This window comes from Aliarcobacter cryaerophilus ATCC 43158 (assembly GCF_003660105.1).
GTDB classification, from domain to species: domain Bacteria; phylum Campylobacterota; class Campylobacteria; order Campylobacterales; family Arcobacteraceae; genus Aliarcobacter; species Aliarcobacter cryaerophilus.
The window spans coordinates 51,849-73,207 of sequence record NZ_CP032824.1 but is presented as its reverse complement, the minus strand read 5'-3'; the positions used below and the strand labels follow the sequence as shown (position 1 = coordinate 73,207).

Annotated in this window: 28 protein-coding genes; 20 read left to right on the top strand and 8 right to left on the bottom strand. The window is 22.3% G+C overall.

Annotated elements, in window-relative coordinates:
• Positions 1-7 precede the first annotated feature (7 nt).
• On the top strand, positions 8-2,419 hold the full coding sequence (locus ACRYA_RS10535; protein WP_121443316.1) for a tetratricopeptide repeat protein: 2,412 nt from the start codon (positions 8-10) through the stop codon (positions 2,417-2,419).
• Here the strand turns inward: ACRYA_RS10535 and ACRYA_RS10530 are convergent.
• The 3 genes from ACRYA_RS10530 to ACRYA_RS10520 form a co-directional block, all read right to left on the bottom strand.
• Positions 2,403-3,389 (bottom strand): ATP-grasp domain-containing protein, encoded by a 987-nt coding sequence (locus ACRYA_RS10530; protein ID WP_121443315.1) that lies wholly within the window; start codon positions 3,387-3,389, stop codon positions 2,403-2,405. The two genes, ACRYA_RS10535 and ACRYA_RS10530, sit on opposite strands and share 17 nt — an antisense overlap.
• Entirely contained in the window at positions 3,386-3,811 is a 426-nt protein-coding gene (locus tag ACRYA_RS10525) for a YbaK/EbsC family protein (protein WP_121443314.1), read from the bottom strand. Before ACRYA_RS10525 ends, ACRYA_RS10530 begins: the two co-directional genes overlap by 4 nt.
• Before the next feature lie 348 nt (positions 3,812-4,159).
• Entirely contained in the window at positions 4,160-4,432 is a 273-nt protein-coding gene (locus ACRYA_RS10520) for a helix-turn-helix domain-containing protein (protein WP_051489045.1), read from the bottom strand.
• A 147-nt stretch (positions 4,433-4,579) separates the two neighbouring features.
• On the opposite strand from ACRYA_RS10520, the gene ACRYA_RS10515 reads away from it, so the two are divergent.
• From ACRYA_RS10515 to ACRYA_RS10490, 6 genes are read left to right on the top strand one after another with little or no spacing between them, the layout of a single operon-like run.
• Positions 4,580-4,882 (top strand): hypothetical protein, encoded by a 303-nt coding sequence (locus tag ACRYA_RS10515; RefSeq protein ID WP_105918357.1) that lies wholly within the window; start codon positions 4,580-4,582, stop codon positions 4,880-4,882.
• A 19-nt stretch (positions 4,883-4,901) separates the two neighbouring features.
• Complete coding sequence (locus ACRYA_RS10510) at positions 4,902-5,186, top strand: hypothetical protein (RefSeq protein WP_121443313.1); 285 nt, start codon at positions 4,902-4,904, stop codon at positions 5,184-5,186.
• A complete protein-coding gene (locus ACRYA_RS10505; protein WP_139451031.1) occupies positions 5,167-5,460 on the top strand; it encodes a hypothetical protein in 294 nt (97 codons plus the stop codon). Before ACRYA_RS10510 ends, ACRYA_RS10505 begins: the two co-directional genes overlap by 20 nt.
• A 4-nt stretch (positions 5,461-5,464) precedes the next feature.
• On the top strand, positions 5,465-5,746 hold the full coding sequence (locus tag ACRYA_RS10500) for a hypothetical protein (RefSeq protein WP_026806865.1): 282 nt from the start codon (positions 5,465-5,467) through the stop codon (positions 5,744-5,746).
• A gap of 12 nt (positions 5,747-5,758) precedes the next feature.
• Entirely contained in the window at positions 5,759-6,121 is a 363-nt protein-coding gene (locus ACRYA_RS10495) for a hypothetical protein (protein ID WP_121443312.1), read from the top strand.
• Positions 6,122-6,130: 9 nt separating this feature from the next.
• Positions 6,131-6,316, top strand: coding sequence for a hypothetical protein (locus ACRYA_RS10490; protein ID WP_121443311.1), 186 nt, complete (start codon positions 6,131-6,133; stop codon positions 6,314-6,316).
• 55 nt (positions 6,317-6,371) lie between these two features.
• On the opposite strand, the gene ACRYA_RS10485 is transcribed toward ACRYA_RS10490, so the two are convergent.
• Complete coding sequence (locus ACRYA_RS10485; protein WP_066358389.1) at positions 6,372-6,623, bottom strand: helix-turn-helix transcriptional regulator; 252 nt, start codon at positions 6,621-6,623, stop codon at positions 6,372-6,374.
• A 103-nt stretch (positions 6,624-6,726) separates the two neighbouring features.
• On the opposite strand from ACRYA_RS10485, the gene ACRYA_RS10480 reads away from it, so the two are divergent.
• From ACRYA_RS10480 to ACRYA_RS10915, 12 genes are all read left to right on the top strand, one after another.
• Positions 6,727-7,275, top strand: a complete 549-nt coding sequence (locus tag ACRYA_RS10480; RefSeq protein WP_105918354.1) for a hypothetical protein — start codon at positions 6,727-6,729, stop codon at positions 7,273-7,275.
• Between the two features lie 10 nt (positions 7,276-7,285).
• Positions 7,286-7,561: a hypothetical protein gene (locus ACRYA_RS10475; protein WP_105918353.1), complete on the top strand. Its 276-nt coding sequence runs from the start codon at positions 7,286-7,288 to the stop codon at positions 7,559-7,561.
• Positions 7,562-7,596: 35 nt separating this feature from the next.
• Positions 7,597-7,815, top strand: coding sequence for a PLDc N-terminal domain-containing protein (locus ACRYA_RS10470; protein ID WP_121443310.1), 219 nt, complete (start codon positions 7,597-7,599; stop codon positions 7,813-7,815).
• Positions 7,805-8,197 (top strand): hypothetical protein, encoded by a 393-nt coding sequence (locus ACRYA_RS10465; protein WP_121443309.1) that lies wholly within the window; start codon positions 7,805-7,807, stop codon positions 8,195-8,197. Before ACRYA_RS10470 ends, ACRYA_RS10465 begins: the two co-directional genes overlap by 11 nt.
• Positions 8,198-8,250: 53 nt before the next feature.
• The gene (locus ACRYA_RS10460; protein ID WP_105918337.1) at positions 8,251-9,369 is read left to right on the top strand and encodes a hypothetical protein; all 1,119 of its coding nucleotides are present in this window, start codon (positions 8,251-8,253) and stop codon (positions 9,367-9,369) included.
• Between the two features lie 203 nt (positions 9,370-9,572).
• Positions 9,573-9,695, top strand: a complete 123-nt coding sequence (locus tag ACRYA_RS10920; RefSeq protein ID WP_257119364.1) for a hypothetical protein — start codon at positions 9,573-9,575, stop codon at positions 9,693-9,695.
• 523 nt (positions 9,696-10,218) lie between these two features.
• Positions 10,219-10,410, top strand: a complete 192-nt coding sequence (locus ACRYA_RS10455) for a hypothetical protein (RefSeq protein ID WP_105918338.1) — start codon at positions 10,219-10,221, stop codon at positions 10,408-10,410.
• Between the two features lie 871 nt (positions 10,411-11,281).
• The gene (locus ACRYA_RS10450; protein WP_105918339.1) at positions 11,282-11,464 is read left to right on the top strand and encodes a hypothetical protein; all 183 of its coding nucleotides are present in this window, start codon (positions 11,282-11,284) and stop codon (positions 11,462-11,464) included.
• Positions 11,457-11,828 (top strand): hypothetical protein, encoded by a 372-nt coding sequence (locus ACRYA_RS10445; protein WP_133161003.1) that lies wholly within the window; start codon positions 11,457-11,459, stop codon positions 11,826-11,828. The genes ACRYA_RS10450 and ACRYA_RS10445 overlap by 8 nt, the downstream gene beginning before the upstream one ends.
• Positions 11,825-11,992 (top strand): hypothetical protein, encoded by a 168-nt coding sequence (locus tag ACRYA_RS10805; protein ID WP_164701146.1) that lies wholly within the window; start codon positions 11,825-11,827, stop codon positions 11,990-11,992. Before ACRYA_RS10445 ends, ACRYA_RS10805 begins: the two co-directional genes overlap by 4 nt.
• Positions 11,993-12,201: 209 nt before the next feature.
• Positions 12,202-12,762 (top strand): helix-turn-helix domain-containing protein, encoded by a 561-nt coding sequence (locus ACRYA_RS10440; protein ID WP_105918341.1) that lies wholly within the window; start codon positions 12,202-12,204, stop codon positions 12,760-12,762.
• 13 nt (positions 12,763-12,775) lie between these two features.
• Positions 12,776-12,910: a hypothetical protein gene (locus ACRYA_RS10915; RefSeq protein ID WP_257792995.1), complete on the top strand. Its 135-nt coding sequence runs from the start codon at positions 12,776-12,778 to the stop codon at positions 12,908-12,910.
• 777 nt (positions 12,911-13,687) lie between these two features.
• Here the strand turns inward: ACRYA_RS10915 and ACRYA_RS10435 are convergent.
• Complete coding sequence (locus ACRYA_RS10435; RefSeq protein WP_105918342.1) at positions 13,688-14,878, bottom strand: ATP-binding protein; 1,191 nt, start codon at positions 14,876-14,878, stop codon at positions 13,688-13,690.
• 580 nt (positions 14,879-15,458) lie between these two features.
• On the bottom strand, positions 15,459-16,601 hold the full coding sequence (locus ACRYA_RS10430) for a Fic family protein (RefSeq protein WP_105918343.1): 1,143 nt from the start codon (positions 16,599-16,601) through the stop codon (positions 15,459-15,461).
• A gap of 255 nt (positions 16,602-16,856) precedes the next feature.
• Between ACRYA_RS10430 and ACRYA_RS10425 the strand changes: the two genes are divergently transcribed.
• Positions 16,857-17,873 carry a D-alanine--D-alanine ligase family protein gene (locus ACRYA_RS10425; RefSeq protein ID WP_121443308.1) on the top strand — a complete coding sequence of 339 codons (1,017 nt, stop codon included), beginning with the start codon at positions 16,857-16,859 and terminating at the stop codon, positions 17,871-17,873.
• Here ACRYA_RS10425 and ACRYA_RS10420 read toward each other — a convergent pair.
• Positions 17,809-20,280 carry a tetratricopeptide repeat protein gene (locus ACRYA_RS10420; RefSeq protein WP_066151977.1) on the bottom strand — a complete coding sequence of 824 codons (2,472 nt, stop codon included), beginning with the start codon at positions 20,278-20,280 and terminating at the stop codon, positions 17,809-17,811. The two genes, ACRYA_RS10425 and ACRYA_RS10420, sit on opposite strands and share 65 nt — an antisense overlap.
• A gap of 47 nt (positions 20,281-20,327) precedes the next feature.
• A complete protein-coding gene (locus ACRYA_RS10415) occupies positions 20,328-21,266 on the bottom strand; it encodes a tyrosine-type recombinase/integrase (protein WP_105918336.1) in 939 nt (312 codons plus the stop codon).
• Positions 21,267-21,359 lie beyond the last annotated feature (93 nt).

The following is a 21,359-nucleotide window of genomic DNA, read 5'->3' as shown; positions in this document are numbered from 1 at the left end:
TTATGAGATGAAAGATAAAGTATTTATAAATAGAAAAAAAGACTTAAATGAATTTAAAACATTATTAAATATAACAGAAGACAGTAAAAATAGTATTATTATTTTACATGCAAATAGTGGTTTTGGTAAAAGTTCGTTTACAAACAAATTACTTGAAGATACTAAAGATTATATAGCTATTAAAATTTCTTTACCTTCTTCATCATATTCAAGTGAAGAATTCATTAAACAAATTGCTATTCAAATGGATTTCTTATCTGATGAAAACAATAAGTTATTATCAATGGAAGCTTTTATAAAAAATGAGATGTCAAAAGGAAGTGAAAATCATTACAATTCTAAATTATTAGATACGTTACTGAATACTCCTGGACTAAAAATATTTAAATCACTAAAGCTTATCATTGATAAAAATTTAGCGAATGGAATATATAGTACCAATAGTATTTTATCAAATCCAAATGACTCAATGATATATATTTCAGAGTATATTGAAAAAAATCTTTCATTAAATAAAATATTTTTAGTAATTGAAAATATCCAATGTATAGATAAAGTATCATTAAATCTTTTATCAAAAATTATTCAGAATACTTATGAAAATAAAATTATTTTAGAATATACAGATGATTCAAAGAATAAAAATTTTGAAATTTATGATATTGAAAATACATTTAATAAAAAAAATTCAGATGTAAAGAAAAAAGAATTAAAAGAGTTATCTCTTAAAGAACTTATTGAACATTTTATCGATAAAAATAGAGAAAAAGAATATGATGCCTTTGTTAAAAAACTTTATGTTGGATACGATGGAAATTTGAGAAGATTTGAAGATTTAATAGCATATTATAATGATACTGATAAAAATATTGACTACAATAAAAATCCAACTATTTCAAGAGTTCAACAATTATCCAAAACTTTACAATTTATTATATGTTTAATAGTTGCTCATAGGTCTAATATCAATATTAATGTATTAAGATATTTATATGAATTTGAGCAAACAATACAAAATGAAATATTTGATTTAGATATAGAATTATCTAAAATTGAAGATGATTTTATTTTGTTTAATAATAATCAAGTTTTAATAAAACATGATTATATAAAAGATGAAATATTAAATAATGAATATTTTAATAGATACTTAATTATAGGCTATCAAATGTGGTCTGATTATTACTATAATTTATATATAAATAAAAATTTTACAAATATAACAATTCAAGATTTAAGTAATAACTTATTTTATTTCTTTTATAAATCTGATTCTAAAAAAGTTTTTACAATATTTGATGACATAAAAAAGATAGCAATAAATTCTATTTATCCTGACGATGCAACATTGTACCTAGAGAAAATAAGAAATAATATAACAGATAATAATTCTTTTGAATATAGATTAGTTAATTATGCTTTATTTGATATTTATTATTATTTAGGAATTTTTGAAAAATGCTATGAAATAATATCTAATATAAAAGAAGAAACTCTAAAAAAAGAAATTTATTATATAGCTACATTAGATCGATTAGATAGGCATTTAGAATCAATAGACAAAATAGACAAAATATTAGATAAAAATCCCAATTTAGATTACTTACTTGTATTAAATATTTTAAAAATGACTTCATTAAGATCCTTAAATAAGATTGAAGAAGCTGAAAAAATATTTTTCACATGTTTAAAAAATGATAATTTTAAAGAATTGTATGAATATGGTTTTTTATTAAGAAATTCTGAGATATTTCTTTCTTATGAGAAAAGTATAATTTATTTAAATGAAAGTGTAGAATTTTTTGAAAAAAGATGTATTCCCATTTATGAAGGTCATTCAAGGGTTTCTCTTGCAATGAATTATGCAAGAATTGGAAAATTAGATAAAGCTCTTGAAGAAATAAATATAGCAGAAAAATTACTTAGTAATGAGACCATAGAAAAATTCATATATTTAGTAGATAAATCAATAATTTTATTATATATTAATTTTGAAGAAAATATTAATATTGCAATTAATTTATTGAAAAAAGCTTTGCGATTTTCTACTACAAATTTTGATAAAATTGCAATTTATAATAATCTATTAATTTGTTATGCATATTTAAAAGAAGAAAATAATGCTTTTGAAATTATTGATATATTAAATAATTTAATTTCTGCACAACCTGATGTTGTTGCACATAGGATAACTTATTTTAATATTTCTTATTTATATAAACAATTAAATAATGAAGACTACTACAAAAAATATTTAGAAAAAGCTAAAGAAATCAAAAGTATAGATGATATAGATTTTTGGAATGTAAAACTTTTAAATACAAGTATTACTGATGACCAATATAAATTTTTATTGAAATTTGATTTTGATTTATTTTATTTATCTTATTGGCATTTTGATATTAGTCAGATTCAATAGAATTATTTAGTAAAGTAAAAAGCATATCACTATAAGTTTTACTATTATGTTGATATGCTAAAGCAAATGTTGTATCTTTCCCAAGATATGCATCAGGACTTAATTCAATACAATAAAAATCATTATTATGTAATCTTCCATCTATTCTCATGATATCAACTTTATCTAAAGAATTAAATAAATTTATAGCATTGACAAGAATTTCTTTATTTAATTCATTTGTAATAATTTTTTCTGAAATAATTGTAGTATTTTTTTTCAATTCAAAATCGTATAATATTTTTGTTAAATTTAATGTATTTGTCGTATCATACAAAACAGTAGCTTCTATCATATCTATTTTCTGTTTTTTACCAATTATCAATATACTAATTTCTTCACCATCTATGAATTCTTCAGCTAATATAGGTTGATTAAAAGTTTCAAGTAAAAATAAAGTCATTTTTTCTGCATCATTAAAATTATATACGAGATTTTTTTGTGAAATTCCAATTGAACCACCCTCAAAATTTGGTTTTATTACAATGGGATATTTTAAGAAATTTAATAAATTCAAATTATCTTTATCTTTAATTAATTGATAATTTGCTGTTTTAATCCCATATTTTTTACAAATTTGCTTTGACATTTCTTTATCTTGACATATTATTTGGGTATAAGTATCTGCTCCAACATATTTGATATTATATGCCTCGCAAATAGATGGAATTAATGCTTTTCTATTTCGAGATGATACTCCAGACCATATTGATAATACAATATCATTTTTGTGTTTGTGAATATTTTCTAAAAATATTTTTGGATTAATATAATGATAGATTTTTTTAGTAGTTAAAGAAGAAAGAGTATTATAAATATCATTAAAATATTCATCTTCTACCATTTCTAATGTTTTTGATGTTATTGTTGCATCATCGTGATTATTAACTCTATCTGCAATTAATACTATATTTATATGAATTTTATTCATTTATTTTCTCCAAATTTACCTAAAATTATATTTTCTATTTTTAACAATTCATCCGTTTTGAAAATAATTCCTTCATCGAATTTTCCATTATTTGTAGCCATAAATTTATTGTTAAAAATATTTAAACATATTAAATTATATTGACAAAAATTTATGTTCCATGGATTAATTCGTCCTTTATCAAGATTTACATAATTTAAAAATTCTTTTTCAACAAAAAATATATTTTTTGTCTTAAATATTTTTTTAATATTTCTAATTTTTAATCTATCTGAACCTCTAATATGTACAGCTATAATTCTTGAGTTTACATCTAGTAAAAGTGTTTTAAGCTCTTGTTTAAGACTTATTTTTCTTTCTATAACAGCTTCTGTACAAGTAATTACATTTTTATGTTTTATTTTATTAAATTTACACATCATAATTACCTATTATCATTTATTTATATTTTAGAATTGTATCAATTGTTATATAAATAAGTTATTTGATAAATTTTTTTTTGATGAATGTATAAATTAATATAATAATAAATAATTACAATTAAAATTTTACTTTTTTTTATTTATTATAATTCTTTATATTATTATCATAAATCATCACTATCCAAATATTAACTAGTAATAAGAGACTAAAATGTTTTTAAGATAAGTATTTTAATTAAATCTTTAACCTAAAGCTTATTTTCTCAAACTTCTTTCATAATCATATTTACCAATAGCTAATATTGTTCCTAAAACTAAAACTGAAATTGCAATTACTTCTAACATTTTTTAATCCTTATTTTGATTTGTTGAATTTTGTTTTCTTTGTTTCATCTCTTCTAATAATAGTTGAACGACTTGTTTTTTTACTTTATCATATTTTATAGATTGACTATAATGCTTTAAAAAAGGCTCTACCCAAGTTGGAACTTGTATTATTTTACCATTAGCCATACAACCCCAATTATTTAATGTTGAGTAAGGTACATGTGCAATCTCTGCAAAATCTTTTTGTGTAAGATTTAACTCTTTTAATCTAATACAAAACTCTTCTTTTGTCATTTATTATTCTCTTTATATACTAATTTAGAGCATATTATAGCATTAAATTAACTATTTTAGCTTGTAGGTATTGCTTTAATACCTAATTTAGATTATAATATAAGTATTAAATTCCTATTTTGGATAAGTAAATCATAAGGAGAATCTATGGAGAATCAAGAATATTTAGTAGATGATTGTAAAAAAGATAAAGAACTATTTAATTCTTACCTTAGAGCTTTAATTCTTCCTATTATTTTTCTTATTTTTATAGTAGTAGTTTTTTATGTTGCTCAAGAGGAGAGAAAAGAGATTTATAATGCTTTTATAAATGGAGAAGAAATTATATGTGATAACTTTATTGTTTCTAAAAAACTAGGGTTCAAATTTTATAAAAACAATAAATATAGAGTTAGTGATGATAAAAATTCATTTATTTTATATAACTGTATATCTAAAAAAACAGAGTAAAAAATATAAAAGGAAGTATATGTGTAAATTTTATAAAAATATGAATCACTTTTTTCATAGCTTTGGTATATTTTTAACAGTTATATCAATATTAGTTTTAATAGGCTCTTTTATATATGGCTTTTTTTATACTATGTTTTTTCAAGATAATGATTATGTAGATTTTAATAGTTTTTTAATTTATATTGCATTTTTGGCTATATTACTTGCAACTGGAAAATCAATGGCTTCTAAATCTTCTAATAGTCTATTTGAACTTGAAAATAATAAAAAGGGTAGTGGTATTGCAGATGAATCAAAATAGATTAGATAAATACAGTAAAACAAATGAAAAAATAGTTCCTTGGACACTATTTATAATATTTTTAATTTCAATTCCAATTCTATATATACTTTCGATTGAAAAGGTTAGATTTGATATTACAAATGATTTTAATAGTAATAAAACTATTATTTGTAAAATACATGATATAAAAATAGAAGTCTCAAAAGATGATGGCTGGATAATTGATGATAGTTATAAATTTGTTAAAGGTCCAACAAGACTAATAATTTCTAGATGTGAGACAAAGGAGTAAAAATATGATACCAAGAGGATTTTTCTATAAATATATGTTTTTATTCCTAATATGCTTTTTAAAAGGTAAATTGTTACTATGGGTATTTATTTTTTATATAGCAACTGCATTTTACTATAATTCAAATGATGGAACAGTTTTAGTAAGCTTTATGGCAATACTTTTCTTTTTATTTGGTATTAAATTTTATTTAGAGGATAATTTAAAAGAAGAGCTTTATAGATATAAAAAATATTTAGTACTAAAAAGAAAAAGAGCTAATAAAATTAAAGTTGTAAATAAATAAAATGATTCTTCTATGCAAATAACAGTAATAATATTTTTAACTCTAATTACTCTATTTGAGTTAAAAATTTATAAATCAAATATTAAAAGCTTAAAAAGTTATATAGGTTATTATAAATTTATCAAAAGTAATAAAAATATAAAATTTAAAAAAGATGAAAAAATATCAATTATAAACTCAAAAAATAAAATAGTAAAAACTAGTTCAAACTCATTTGTAGTTTCAATTGCTATATTTATTTTTATACTCTATTTAAATATAAGTCTTTTAGTAAATATACTTTTAATTTTAATATTTATATTTTCAATATTAAAATATATAAAAATAAAAAAATATGGTAATTATGTTTATAATTACTATAAAAATCAACTTTAAGGATAAAACTTGAAAAATTATATACTTATAATACTATTTTTAATCATTCCATCAATAATACTATTTTTTAGTAATATAAATGACTCAAAAGAAGCAGCTATATTTTTATTTATTGGTGGATTAGTTGTAAGCTTTTTAAATTATAAAAAAGATAAAGATGAAAGAGTGATGAGATTTTTAAATAAATGGCTTTAAAGATTATGTTCAAGTGCTTTTATAAAAATATTTTGAAAAATTAATAAATAATAATTTATTTAAATAGATCTTCAATATTTATATTTAAAGATTTTGATATCTTATATAAATGCTCTAAATTAAAGTGTTTTTGATATCTATTACTTTCACAATTTGAGTAAAATGCAATTGATTTAACACCAATATCAAGTGCTAATTTTTCTTGAGACAATCCTTTTTCTAATCTATATTTTTTAATATTTGTAGATATTTTTTTATAAAAAAACTCAATCTCTTCTTTAGAACTGTTACTAAAATCTACTTCCATATATATTTATCCTATAGGTTAAAATTATTATAAACTTTATTAAGATAGAATCATTTAGTCTTTATCCTATGGGATAAAATTAATAAAATAAAAAAGGGAAAAAATGAAAAGAATTCTATTATTAAGCTCAAGTGTTGCATTAGCAACTTTATTATTTACAGGTTGTGGTATAAAAACTACAGAGTATAATCCATCTGCTGATAATGTACAAACATTAAGAGATTTTAAAGATCTTAAATTAAATGTTTCAAATTTTACTTCTACAAATAAAGGTGAAAGTAGTGTTTTGTGTAGATTAGCAGAAACAGTATCTACTCCAAAAGGTGAACCATTTTCTACATATATTGAAAATGCACTTTTAAGTGAACTTAAAATGGCTGGGAATTATGATAAAAATTCAAATATAAACTTAAGTGGAAATATAAATAAAGTATATGGAAGCTCTATGTTTGGAAATGCTTATTGGGAAATTAATGCAACTATAAACTCTTCAAATGGAAAATCATTAACTGTAAATACAAAAAGAGATTATCCATCAGCATATTTAGCTTCAACAGCTTGTAATAATATGGGAACATCATTTGAACCAACTGTAAATCAATTAGTTAGTGATATTTTAAATCATAAAGATTTTCCAGAACTTATTAAATAAGTAGACTATGATGAAAATGAAAAATTTAAAAATATTATTATCAACAATATTAATAGGAGCAGCTTTTATTGGCTGTTCTTCTACTCCAGATGAAAAAACTGTTAAATCTTTAGCTGCGTTATATAATATTAAATCAGCTAAAGAAAATGATATAAAAATAGTAAAATCTTTTGAAAAAGATGGAAAATTAGTATATATTTTACAAATTAAAGGAATGATTTGTGAAATGCCAATGATTGAAATAGATAAACAGTGGAATGCTATTGGTATGAAATGTGGTGGATAAGGTTATAATTAAAAAATATTAAAAAAGGTGAAAATATGGGAATGCCAAGCGGAATATCATTATTCATAATTAGTTTATTTATGATAATGCCCTTAGTTATGTTGGTTAATGTTGCTATTAGTGAATTTAAAGATAATATAAATAAAATTGTTTGGATTATTATAATTTTAGTTTTATATCCTATAGGTTGGATTTTATATCTAATATTTGGAAGAAAACAAAGAGTTAAAAAGGGAGAAAATAGTGAAAAATAAATTAATAAATTTGTTGTTTCTAACTACATTATCAATAACTTTTATAGGTTGTTATGATGATCAAGATAAAAAAGAGATAGTTAAAATTAGAGAATCTCTTGATGAGATAAAGCAAGAGTTAATTCAAACAAAAACAACACTTAATGAGATTAAAAATCAACAAAAACCAATAAAAGTTGAATTACCTAGTCAAGAAACTTTAGATTATTTTGTAAAAGTTTATAAATTATCTACTGAAGAGAAACCAAGTGCTGAATTTATTAAATATTATGAAAAAGATGGAAGAACTTATGTAATTATACAAGTTAATAATAAAGTATGTGATTTACCATTATTAAAAACATCTAATGGTTGGACAGCAAATGGAGTTAGTTGTAAATAATAACTAATGTAAATTTGAGAATAATATAAATATTTAATAACACAAGAGAAAATATGAAAAGTCTAATTATAAAAATAGCAATACTTACTGCTATTATGTTTGGTTTAAGTGGTTGTGCTCATAAAAAAGTTTATAATGGAGATCCATCTATATACTTAAAAAACAATAGTAAAACTAAAGTTTATTATAAAGATTTTAGTGAGGATCTTGCTCTTAAAGCTACTAAAAAACTAGTTGAAGATTTGAATGGTTCTGCTGGAATTATTTCATTAAACTTGTTTACTATTACTAATCCAAATGAAGTATCTAGCTTTAGAGATGCAAAATATACTGTAGCAAAGAATGACTTAGGAAAAAAAGTTGAGGGTGGAAAATTTAAATTATCTAGTGATGGCACAAAAATTATTTTTGAGAAACAATATAATAATTTAGTATCTCGACTTGAAGAATATCAAAATATTGCTAATTATATAAGCTTCCCGATTATAAGTGGTGATATTAAGGATTTTGCTTCTGTAGTTAATAAAAGAGATACATATTTAACTACTAAAGTCCATGTCGATCAAGAAAATTCAGATATGCAAGAACTTATATTTTTTACTAGATACTCTGGTCTTCACAACCTTGTAAAAAATGATATTAAAAAACAAATTGAGCTAGGTGGCTGGGAAATGGTAGATAGTCCTGAAAAAGCTGATAAAGAGATTTATTTTGAGTTATCAAGAGATTATGATCCTGTAGAACTTAGATATTTAGCAGCACTTAAAAAAGGAATTAAATTTTCATCATTAGAATCTGATACTAATAAGTTTAAATTCTATGAAAATCAAGGATATAATGGTGATCATATAGTTATTGGACAATCTGCCATGGACCTTGCGAGTGCTTCAAATGGTAACGTAGTATCAGCTGTTATTGGATTAACTGTTGCTGGAGTATTTTCTTTATTATCGGATAAACCCAAAAAAGAAGAAAATAAACCTAAAAAACAAGAAGTTTCTGGATCGTTTGTATCTTTAAGAGTTATAGACAAAGTTAAAAAGACGGATAATGTAAAAATATATGATACTTTTTTTGATAATGTTAAAGCTGATACAAAAAAGGACTTATTGAGAAAAATAAATGAAACTATTAATATTGACCCTGATAGTAAAGAATACAATATTAATTGATATAACAACTTTCGATTATATAAAGAAATTTTTAATTATTTTTACTACTTTTAATGCAAGTTTATAACTAGCACAAAAATGATTTTATGTGCTTCAATTTAAAAGACCAACAATAAAAAGATTGTTTTTAGTAAAACTTTTTAGTATAATTATTTTAATAAGTGGGATTCAAGGAGTACTTGAAATCTCAAGAAGGAGAAAAAGTGGATAATGTAACTCGAGGATTAATTGCTCTTGGAAGCTTTGCTTTTTTGTCAATGTTATTTCCATTGATGATAGGAATAATTTTAAAAGAACCAAAGAAAAAACACAAAAAATCTTGCTAATTTTTTAGCGAACTAATCTATAAATAATTTATTGTTTAAATTAGTTTCCAGTTAATTCTGGAGAGGTTTTTAATTTGCTAAAAATTAAATTAAAAAATATATGAAACTAGATATAACTTAAGTGACATAAACTAGATAGTGATATAATCAAAATAATAGTTATTGCATTGATAGGAATATTGCTACTTGTATGTAAATATTTTTATTAACAAGATTTAAAAACTAAAATACAAAATATCAAATAGTTAATTTTTTAAATCTATTATATTATTTTAAAAAAGGAAAAGACATATGACAACAACAATAGTAAGTGGAATATTTTTATTTCTTCCAATTGTTTTAGGAATTGTAGGAGTTGCAATTTTTTCAGCGAAAAAAAATGTTGAGAGTAAAAATAATTGAGTAAGTTTATCTCTTGAAACTTGTAAAACTATTTCGCCAACATAATTTCCAAATTTATTTCACAAATGTTTCAAAAAATGGAAACATAAAAGTGAAATAGCTGAAAACAAGTTAGTGAAACATGTGGAAACTTATTTGTGAAATGGGTGGAAACATGCGTGTGAAATCTCTAGATGCTTATGATATAAAAAATAATCTTGTAGATGAAAATAGTAAAGAGATTTTAACGCAGTCTAATAATATAATTTATGAAAAAATCCAATCACATTTTAAAATAAATCCAAAATATTATGGTTTAAATATTAATCATTAAACAAATGAAGAAGATGAATATTTAGAATCTTTAGAGATTACAAATATTATAAAAAAAGATCAATAAATAAAAATGATTACTCAAGATCAGATGTTAAATTATTTAGAGAATAAATTAAAATCATCTACAATATAACTATTATTTTTTAAAATAAAATCTCTTTTCAAACTCAAAAACTATAAAAATTTCAAGTAAAATTAATGAGTTAAATGAAGTTAATCAAGAAAAGATATAAATACTTGGAAGTATCTTTATGATGTTTAGTCAAGGCAAAATTGCAAAAGATGAATTAGACAAAGCTGGTAAAATTGAAGCGATTTAGATATGCTAGAGGACAAAAGCAATAGCAAAAAACAAACGGATGAAGCTACTCAACCAAACAACAATTCTGACGAAAACAAAGACTCAAATCAATAGATTTTAACAATAAGCGAAAAGACTCTCTTTTTGCTTATAATCATTAGAAAAATAATATTAAGATTTTTAATTTTTTTACACTGTTTAAATACTTACATATAATGTTTAATTCAGCCGAATTTTTAACGAAAAAAAACAAATAAAAAATCCTTAATATTTTTAAGCATTATTTAAGCTATAAATTAAGAAATGTCGATTTTATAGTACTTTGTAAAAAATATGATATAGATAAAATAATTTTTTTGTACTAAGCCGAATTTTTAACAGCTTTTTTTTGCCATATTGCAATTGCTATACTAGTATTTAATTAAGCCGAATTTTTAACAGCTTTTTTTTGCTTTTTAAAAACCATCATTTTTTGGTTTTTTTACAAAAAGTGAAAAAATAGCATAAATGCTTTAAGTTTTTAAATGTTAAAAAAATCATAAAAAAAATTAAAATAATAAGGTCAAAAATGAATGATTTTTCTATGCTTGACGAGATTGAAAAATATCTTCTTGAAATCTTTGATGATAAGATAAATGCACTTGAAAACAAACAAAGATTTTACGAAAAGGTTTTAAAAAAAAGTGATCAGCTTGAAGGGGGAAGAAAAAATATTTTTTCAAATAAAAATGTTTTTAAAAAAGATGTTTGATTTTAAAAATATAATTGATAATGAATTATATAAAAAAGAGTTTATGGAATTTTCAAAAAGATATTTAATAACAAGAATAGAGTTTGAAAATATTTTTGAAAGTGCAAAAATAGAAAATGAAAAAGAGTATTATGATTCACCTGCTATTAAAAAAATTGTTCTAGAAATAAAAGGAAAATTGCCAATAATAAGTGCAAGAGTTTACAACATACACTTAGGACTTTTTACAAAGTCAAACGCAGAAGAACTTTCTCTCAAGGAGTATAGTTCATTAACTGGTGAAGACTATTGTACTTTGAAAAAGATTTTAAAAAATGCTCAAAAGCTTATAGCTAAAAAATTTCAAAGAAGAGTATCAAAATGATAGATTTAATTTTTAAAGTTTTACTTCTTGTTGTAATTTTTGCTGTCCTTGTTGTTTTTATTTTAATAAAAGAAATAAAAAGAAGAAGAGAAGAAATTATAGAAAAAATAAAAGTATATATTCCTTTTACAAGCAGACCAAACCCAATTAGCTTTATTATCTAATGTTTCACAAAATGCCAATTCAAAAAAGGTTATGCTACTAATAGGAATGTTTTTATGACATAGATTAATAGCCATAATTTATAAAGCTTTTGATTGATTAATACTTTTAGTATGCTTATATTTTATCAATTACATGCTTTTTAGCTATATAAAATTAACTAATTGATATAATTACAGCAATTACAATTTATATTTAAGGATATTGATAAATGATTAAAAGTTCTGTACAAAAAATTTTAATGGTCGCTAGTAAAAAGATAAGAGCTGAACGAATTGCACTTGAACTAAGCCAGGAAGAGTTTGCTAATTTTGTTGATATTAAATATTCTACATACAAGACTTTTGAACAAAAAGGAAAAATCACATTTGAAAATTATGTAAAAATTCTAATGAAAATAAATAAAGAAGAACAGTTTAATAAATTTTTAGAGGGATTTGAGTTTAATGATCAAAAAGAGAGAGCAAATAAAAAAAATGAAAATGACAATATGTATCTAAAGCCTATTATAGAACCAAGTCAAAAATATATCATCCTTGATAAAAAATTATTTGGTGAAGAATTGTTTTATAGTGTAGAAGATGGACATAGATATGAAATACCAAATTTTATAAATATTGTTTTAAATAAATGGAATGAAAAAAGACTAATGTTACTTTTAAAATATTTTGGACCAGAAAGATTAGCTTATCATGTAATAGAACGAAAAGATATTAATTTATTAAAATCATTCAATAAACACAAAGCACATATTTATAAACAATTAAACTAAATAGGAAAATAAAATGCTACAAAAAACACAAGAAGTATTAGAACTTATAGCAAATGATGAGTTATTTGAAAATAATGATATTAGATTCGTTGGTGGAACTGCACTTAGTCATTTAATAGATCATAGATTATTAGAAGAATTACTATGATTAAAAGCGATTTAAGTAGCCTAGAAGACAAAAAGAAAGAAAAAGAATACTAAGATAAGGGTAAGTATAAATGATGTTGTAGAACAAAATAAAGAATCAAACTAATAGATTTTAACAATAAGTGAAAAGATTCTCTTTTTGCTTATTTTTGAGAAAAATAATATTTTAAAATAGCTGAAATTTTTAAGCAAGATTTATACTTACATAATACTTCTATTTAGCCGAATTTTATACAAAAAAAATCCATAAAAAATCATTACAATTTTTAAGCCATATATAAGCTTTAAATTAAAGAGTATCGATTTTACAGTGCTTTTCTTTATTTGAAATATAAATAAAATAATTTTTAACTAGCTAGCCGAATTTTATACAAGCTTTTTTTGATATAAAAAAAGGCTTTACTAATTCCTTTAATTTAGCCGAATTTTATACAGCCATTTTTTGATGTTCAAAAACTATCATTTTTGAGTTTTTTTACAAAAAATGAAAAAATAGCATAAATGCTTTAAGTTTTAAATATTAAAAAAATCATAAAAAAAATTAAAATAAAAGATACAAAAATGAATGATTTTCTACACTTCACGAGATTGAAAAATATCTTCTTGAAATCTTTGGTGATAAGACAAATGCACTTGAAAATAAACAAAGAGTTTATGTAATTTTTAAAAAGATTTTCAATAACAAGAATAGAGTTTGAAAATATTTTTGAAATTGAAAAAATAAAAAATTAAAAGGTGTACAGTTATTCACCTGCTATTAAAAAATTAAAAATAAATTTTAGTAAAGAAATCCAAAAAGCCAAAGTGGTATTTTATTATCAAATCCAATTTCTACATCATCATTTACAACATAACCATTTTTATTTCCTTTTAGTTGAGATGCATCTTTTGATGCACCTCCTATTTCAAATACATAATTATCATTTATAATAAAATCACCTTTGTCATGATAGTGTACTTGATTATGAAGTACAAGTTGAGATACAAAAAAACTCTCTCTAATAGATCCTATATCACCATTTCCACAAGCAACTACGAAAAGATTTGGATTATCTAAAAGAAGTTTATCTGGTTTATTAATAGCTCTCATTCCTTCACCTGCTCTTACAATATGTATTAAACTTCCAGCATCCATTCTTTCTAAATATTTTTGTAAAGTTGGCCATGATGTTCCAACTGCTGAACTTAGTTTTGAGATATTTAATTCATAAGGTTTTGTACTACAAAGCATATAAATAATCTTTTTTAATTTATCTAGCTTTGAAGGTTCTATATTATATATTCCACATAAATCTGAGTCAATTGTAAGATTTATTACTTCTAAAAGTTTCATAGAATAATCACTTAGTGATTCTTTGTAAAAAGGATAACATCCATATTTTAAATAGTTATTAAATTGTTCAAGAGGTCTTATTTTTTTTAAAATTTCAAAAGTAATGTCTTCGTGATTTTTTAAAATATCTTCTAATGAATAACTTTGAAAAGTTTGATTAGTTTGTAATTCACAAAATTCTCTTAAAGATAAAACACCTAATGTATGAATAACTGCTCTTCTTGATAAATCAGCACTAGAGTACTCTATTTGTAAAGCAGAAGAGCCACTAAATAAGACTTGTAAATCAAATACATCATATATTGCTTTTAAATCTTTTGAAAAATTTTCATTTTTATGTATTTCATCAATAATAAAAAGTTTTCCACCTCTTGCATAAAATGCTTCAGCAATATCATATAATGATACCCCACTCATTGCTGGATGATCACAACTAACATAAAGTATTTTTGAAATAGGGTAGTTTAAACTTTTTGCATATTGTAAAAGTATAGTACTTTTTCCAGCACCTCTTGCTCCTTTTATACCTATTAATTTACTATTGAAATCAATTTTTGAATAAAGATATCTTTTATAAATTGGAACTTCTCTAGATAAGATTTGAGTAGATATTTTTTGAAGTGTTGCTAAATCCATATTTTCCTCTTATTATAAAATGTATTTTAGAATAATAGCAAGTTTATTATAAAGTATACTTTATAAATATTTCAATTTAAATTATTCTTATATACTTAAATTAATTTAAAAAAGTATTTATAGTATTTAAAGCAAAGATAAACTATCTATAAGAAAAAAATATTAAATTTTGATAATAGTTACTAGCTAAAGTTTATTTTTAGTTTTAGAAGCTTTAAAATGATTATTTATGAAATTAATTTTACGGCTTATGATATTTGAAAAAGAATAATAGTAGCAAACTATTATTTAAATGTTATATTTTTTAATTTTTTGTAAGAAAACTCTAAAATGATGGTTTTTAAACTGCAAAAAAAGCTGTTAAAAATTCGGCTATATTAAACGTATTAGTAGTGCCAATATTTAATAAAAAAGAAGCTTGTATAAAATTCGGCTGAATATAAGCATTATATATAAGCATTTAAAGTGCGCAAAAATTGCTTTAAATATTAAAATTATTTTTCTAGTGATTATAAACAAAAAGAGAGTCTTTTAGTTTATCGTTAAAATCTATTTATTTTTGAGGTTTCATTTTTATTTTTTAAAACTTAATCTCATACCTAACATTTCGACCAGCAGTACCAATAATTTGTTTTATACATCCAAATTCTACAAGAGCAGTTATATCCCTAACTGCTGTAGCTTTACTAACTTTTGTTAAAGATATATATTTTTTTGTATTTAATCCACCTTCAAAATTCTCATTCCCAACATCCAATATTTTATTTAAAACTTTTATTTGTCTTTCATTTAGAGCTTTGTTTCTATGTTCATCCCAAAACTTTGTTTTTTGTATTAGATATTCAATGTTTTTTAGCGCTTCTTCCATGGCATTATTTAATATATTTAAATGCCAAATAATCCAAGCTGTAATATCAAACTCTCTATTTAAAAATAAATTTGTAGTTTTATCTAGAATATCATAATAAGCTTTTCTATCTTTATTAATCGCAGTTGAAATAGAGTATAGTTTAAATTGTGTATTTGTATTGTTTTGTGAAAGAACATAATCTGTAATAGCTCTAGCAATTCTTCCATTTCCATCATCATAAGGATGTATAATTACAAACCAAATATGAACTATTGCAGCTTTTATATATAGATTTTCAAAACTTTCATTACAATATTTTAAGAAGTTTTCTATATTTTTATCAATTTTTTCTACAGGTATTGCTTTATAGTGAACTTTTTCATATCCAATTGCACCAGAGATTACTTCCATATCACTATGGCTTCTGAATTTTGCAATATCAATTTTATTTAATTTACTATATTGTGTATGTTCAAAAAGACAGTTGTGCCAACCATGTAATCTATCTATATGTAATTCTTTTTTATTTAAATTTGAATCTATTAAAATTTCAACTAAATTATCAGTTGCAATTGTTGAATATTTATCACTTCTTGCATCAAAATCTTTATCTAGTTTTTTCTTAAATGAAGATCTAACGCTTTCTCTTTTTAAAAGTTCACCCTCTATTAAAGATGTATTAATTGCTTCATCAGTTAATGTTTCAATTTCAATTTTTGTTATATCATCTCTATTAAATAATTTTGAAATACCATCAAGTTGTCCTCTATTATATTCAATTTGAGTAAGTAAATCTGTTAACTTTGATTTGTCATATTTAAAATTTGGATAATCTTTATGTTGCCATATCCATTTTATAATATTTTCTTTCATATTTTACCTTTGAGCCAAATAATTACTATAATAGTATCATAAAATGAGTCGATTGTATATTTTAATCGATTCATTTAAAAAAATATTTTATTATTATTTTAAAATTACAAACATTAATTATTTGTTTTGTATTTATGAAAAAAATAAACCTAAATATACTTTTTCGATTTATTTTTTGAGTTTATTAACATAAACATTTGATGTATATTATAAAAGAATTATGATATACTTAAACATCAAATAATAGGATATTATATGTATAATAATATAGTTTTAGTTGCTGATATATTTGAACATACAGAAGAAAATATTAATTTCAACTCTACAACATTAGAAAAACCTTCTCAAGAATATATTGATGATGTAGTTAGGGCACTAACAATATATTCTAAACAAGTATTCGTATGTAACTCACCAAAAGAGTTAAATAATTATTTAGTTAAAAATAGTGTTGAGTTTGTTATGACTATCTATGGTGGGGAAATTTCTAGAAATAGATTAGCCCTAGTACCTGCTATTTGTGAAAGTATGAATGTTAAGTTCTTAGGTGCAGATGTTTATAATAGAATCATATGTCAAGATAAAAATTTATGTAAAACATTTGCAAAAAGATTTAATATTTTATCTCCAAACTCTATACTAATTTATGATGAAAATGATATATCTCTAATTAAATCATTAAAATTACCGTTAGTTGTTAAGCCAAATTATGAGGGTAGCTCTATTGGAATATCTAACAAAAATATTGTTAATACTTTTGTAAAAGCAATAACACTAATAAAAGAGTTATTAGAAATTTTTAAACAACCTATTATAGTAGAAGAGTTTATTGGCGGACAAGAGGTTAATATTACATTAGTTGGGGATAATAAGAATATAAATATTTTTGAAGTTATTGAAGATATTCATATCGAAGATATTAATTTTTTTAATAATAATTTATATACTTTGGAATATAAACAACTCTATTGTGAAAAATTTAGTCATAAAGTTATAACAGATAAATTTGATGTTGAAACAAAAAATTATATTATTGATATGTATAGACATATGGGTAAAATTGATTACCTTAGAGTAGATGGTAAAATATTAAATAACAAATTTTATTTGATTGAACTTACACCAGATCCATATTGTGGACGTGAAAGTAGTTTTTCTAAAGCTATAATGTCAAATGGATATACTTATGAAGAATCTATAGGCTTACTTATTCAAAATTGTTCAAAATATTATCAAACTCAATACTCCAATGAGATAATTCACACGTTATGAAATGTCCAACACAATTTTCTTGCATTGAAAGACCTAATTCATTATTAATGAGCATTTTAAATTTTGTATCGAGCTCATATTTGTTGCTTTGAACAATTATATGTTCGAATCGTCTTTTATATATATCCAATTGCTCGTCATTTCCTATTTTTTTACAACTTAACATCAAATTTAAATAAGAAATTCGTTTAATCTCTTTATCTGAAATATTATCCAGTAGGCAAAGCTCATCAATAGTTGCACATAGATTTAAAATTAATTCTTTATCCAAATTTAAACAATTTGCACTAATCAATAAATTGATATGCAAGGCAAGTTTATCAAATGGCGTTTGAACCATACTTAAACATCTTTTTAACATTGTATATGTGTTTTCAATATCTTTATTTTGATATAGATTAACTATAGCTAAATTATTTGTAATAATATAACTCTCTATAAAATTTTTCTGACTAATTTTAGAAGTAATTTCTAATTGTTCTTGAGCTAATTCAAATTCTTCATTATAAATATGTATCACGGATAGTTCTATTCTACTATGTAACTCCTGTATCAATGCATTATGATTATGAAAGTGTTCTATACTTTCAATTACAAAAGGCAATGCTTTTTTACTATCATATATAGTTCCTGCTAATCTTAAAACAAAACCAAATTCTAGATAATTTTTATATTCATCCATATCCAGAAGTTTTTTAAATATTTGCTCAGCTTTTTTGTAGTTATTAAGAGAACGCAATGAAGATATTTGATTAATTTTGCATAATAAGTATAATCTTGTATTTAAATTATCTTTCTCAATGATTGAATTAATAATATCTAATGACTCATGTGGCTTTGAGTTATTTTCTAATAAAATTGCTTTTGCAAGTAATAAATTATCATCATGTGATCTTATTGAATTTAGTAAAGAATATGAAGTATCGTATAGTGATAGATTTTGGGTAATTTCACTTAATCTTATTTTTATAAGATTATTAATATATTCATTTGTTGAATTTTTAAAGCTATCTAAAATTTTTTGTATCCAGTTTTTGACCCAAATAGGAGTAGAATTTCTAAATAAGAACATAAGTTCATTTAGATATTTAAGTATATTTTGTTTTTCCTGTAATTGAACAGAAAATTTTAATATATTGAAAATTATTGTACTTTTTGAAATAAAATGGTTATTGTCATTATTATATACTTGTGTGTAAATAGTCAACCATAATTGTGTTGCTAAAATCTTTTTTGAACTAAAAGATGATAAATTTAAAAGGATATCTAAAATCGTATCATCGTTAATCATATAAGATTTGTTATATTCTACTAAAAATCTTTTTTTAACAAGTCTGTTTAATTCTAATTCAAAATCGAAGATATTAGATATATCTGTCATAATATTTATATTATGTATTTGATTAATTAAATTTAATTCAACTGAATCACCATGAACAGCTATAAAAATAAGTAAAAAAATTTCTTTAGTTTGTAAATCTAGAAGATCATTAGTAACAAGATTATTAATTGTATTATTACTATTAGAAATAAAGTTTTTAACCTCTTCATTGCTAATTGGCAGATTATAGTGCAAATTAACAAATGGTCTTAAATTTCCATCCCATTTTGTATAAGATGTTTTAATATATTGTCTTAGCAAGTCATTGTTGCTTTCTAACAATTTGATAAGTTCATTTTCATTTAATTGTTCTAATTCTTTAGTTTCTATTTTTAGGTCTGTAACTTCAATCAGACTATTTTGTAATTCATCTAAACTTAAAGAATTTTTATTATTAGAAATAGTATATTCTAGTAATAAATAAATGTTTTCTATTTTAGAGGCAAGTTTTACTAAAAAGTTTAAAGATGTTATATCAATATTTTGAATATTTTCTATATTTATAACAAAATAGTTATTTTTAGCACAATATTCAATATACTTATAAGATAATTTGATACTTTCTGCAACATTAGAATCAAAAATTTTATCACTATTAAAATTACCAATACTAAAAAATTTTGATATTACATCTTTTACATTCTTTAAAACAGATGATTTTTCCATATAGTCATTTGCTATTTTATATATAAGTTCATTATGGTCATTTTCGGAATCTATTTGTAAAAATTTTTCTATACTTATAGAAGAAATAGTTAAACTATTTTTATTTATTTCTTTAGCAATTTGTTTAATATAAAAACCATCTTGTGAAAAATCTACTTTAGAACAATTAATACTTACTTTCACTTTTGTTGAAGTAGTTTTAATATCTTTAAGTATTTCTTTACATAATCTACTTTTACCAATACCTTTTCTAGAATATATAATAGATACGGCTTTCCCTAAATTATTTTCAATATGTTTAGAAAAAAAGCTTAATATCTTATATCTATTAACAAAAGGCGTTTCATTGTAAAGATTCACTTATAATATCCTATTATTATGTATTCATTTTAATAGGATATTTTCTGTTAAGAGAGGAATTGGAAGTTTCTTCTTGGATGTTTTGTTGATAGAAGTTTTCTTTGTTGCTTCATATTTATTTGAGTATAAATTTGAGTTGTTGAGATAGATGAATGTCCTAGCATCCCTTGTATATATCTAATATCAACTCCTTCTTCAAGAAGCATAGTTGCAAAACTGTGACGAAACATATGTGGAGTTAAATGTTGTTGTATATTTGCCTTTGTTTGATATTTTTTTATCATATTTGCAATAGAATGTTCTGTAAATTTATTACCTAATCTATTAATAAAAAACCACTCTTTTTTAAGTATCTCATCTTTAAATATTGATAAATATTCTTTTAAAGCTATTTTCACTTCCTGATCACAAATTTGAATAGTTCTTTCTTTCCCACCTTTACCTAAAACTTTTATATTTCCAGTACTTAAATTAATATCATTATATTTTATATTACTGACCTCCGATACTCTAAGTCCCGTCGCAAATAATAATTCTAAAATAGCAATATCTCTTGTAAGTGCTTTATATGAGTATTGTTCTATGTTATTAGAATCGGATTTAATTTTATAAATATATTTAAATAGTTTTCTAATATTTTGAATTTCAATTGTTTTTGGTAGTAATTTTTGTTCTTTTATTGAAACTCTCATTTTTCTAAATGGACTTATAGTAATAATTTCATCAAATTCGAGGTGTGTAAAAAAAGCTTTTAATGTTGCTAGTTTTCTTTTAATTGATTTTGGTTTTAGTTCTAAAGTATATAAATGCTGAATATATTCTTTCAATATATCTTTATCAACTTCATTAATACACATAGATTGAATATCTTTAAATGTTTTAAATTGCTCTATATCCATTGTATAAGCAGCAATTGTTTTTGGATTTAGATTTTTCTCAAATTTACAATGAAATAAAAAATCTTGTAGTAACTTGTCTATTTTCATATTTTCTCCTAAAATTAGTTTAATTGTATTTAAATAGTATATAAATATATATATATTTATATTTGTACTATTAAATCAATTTTTAGATAATCT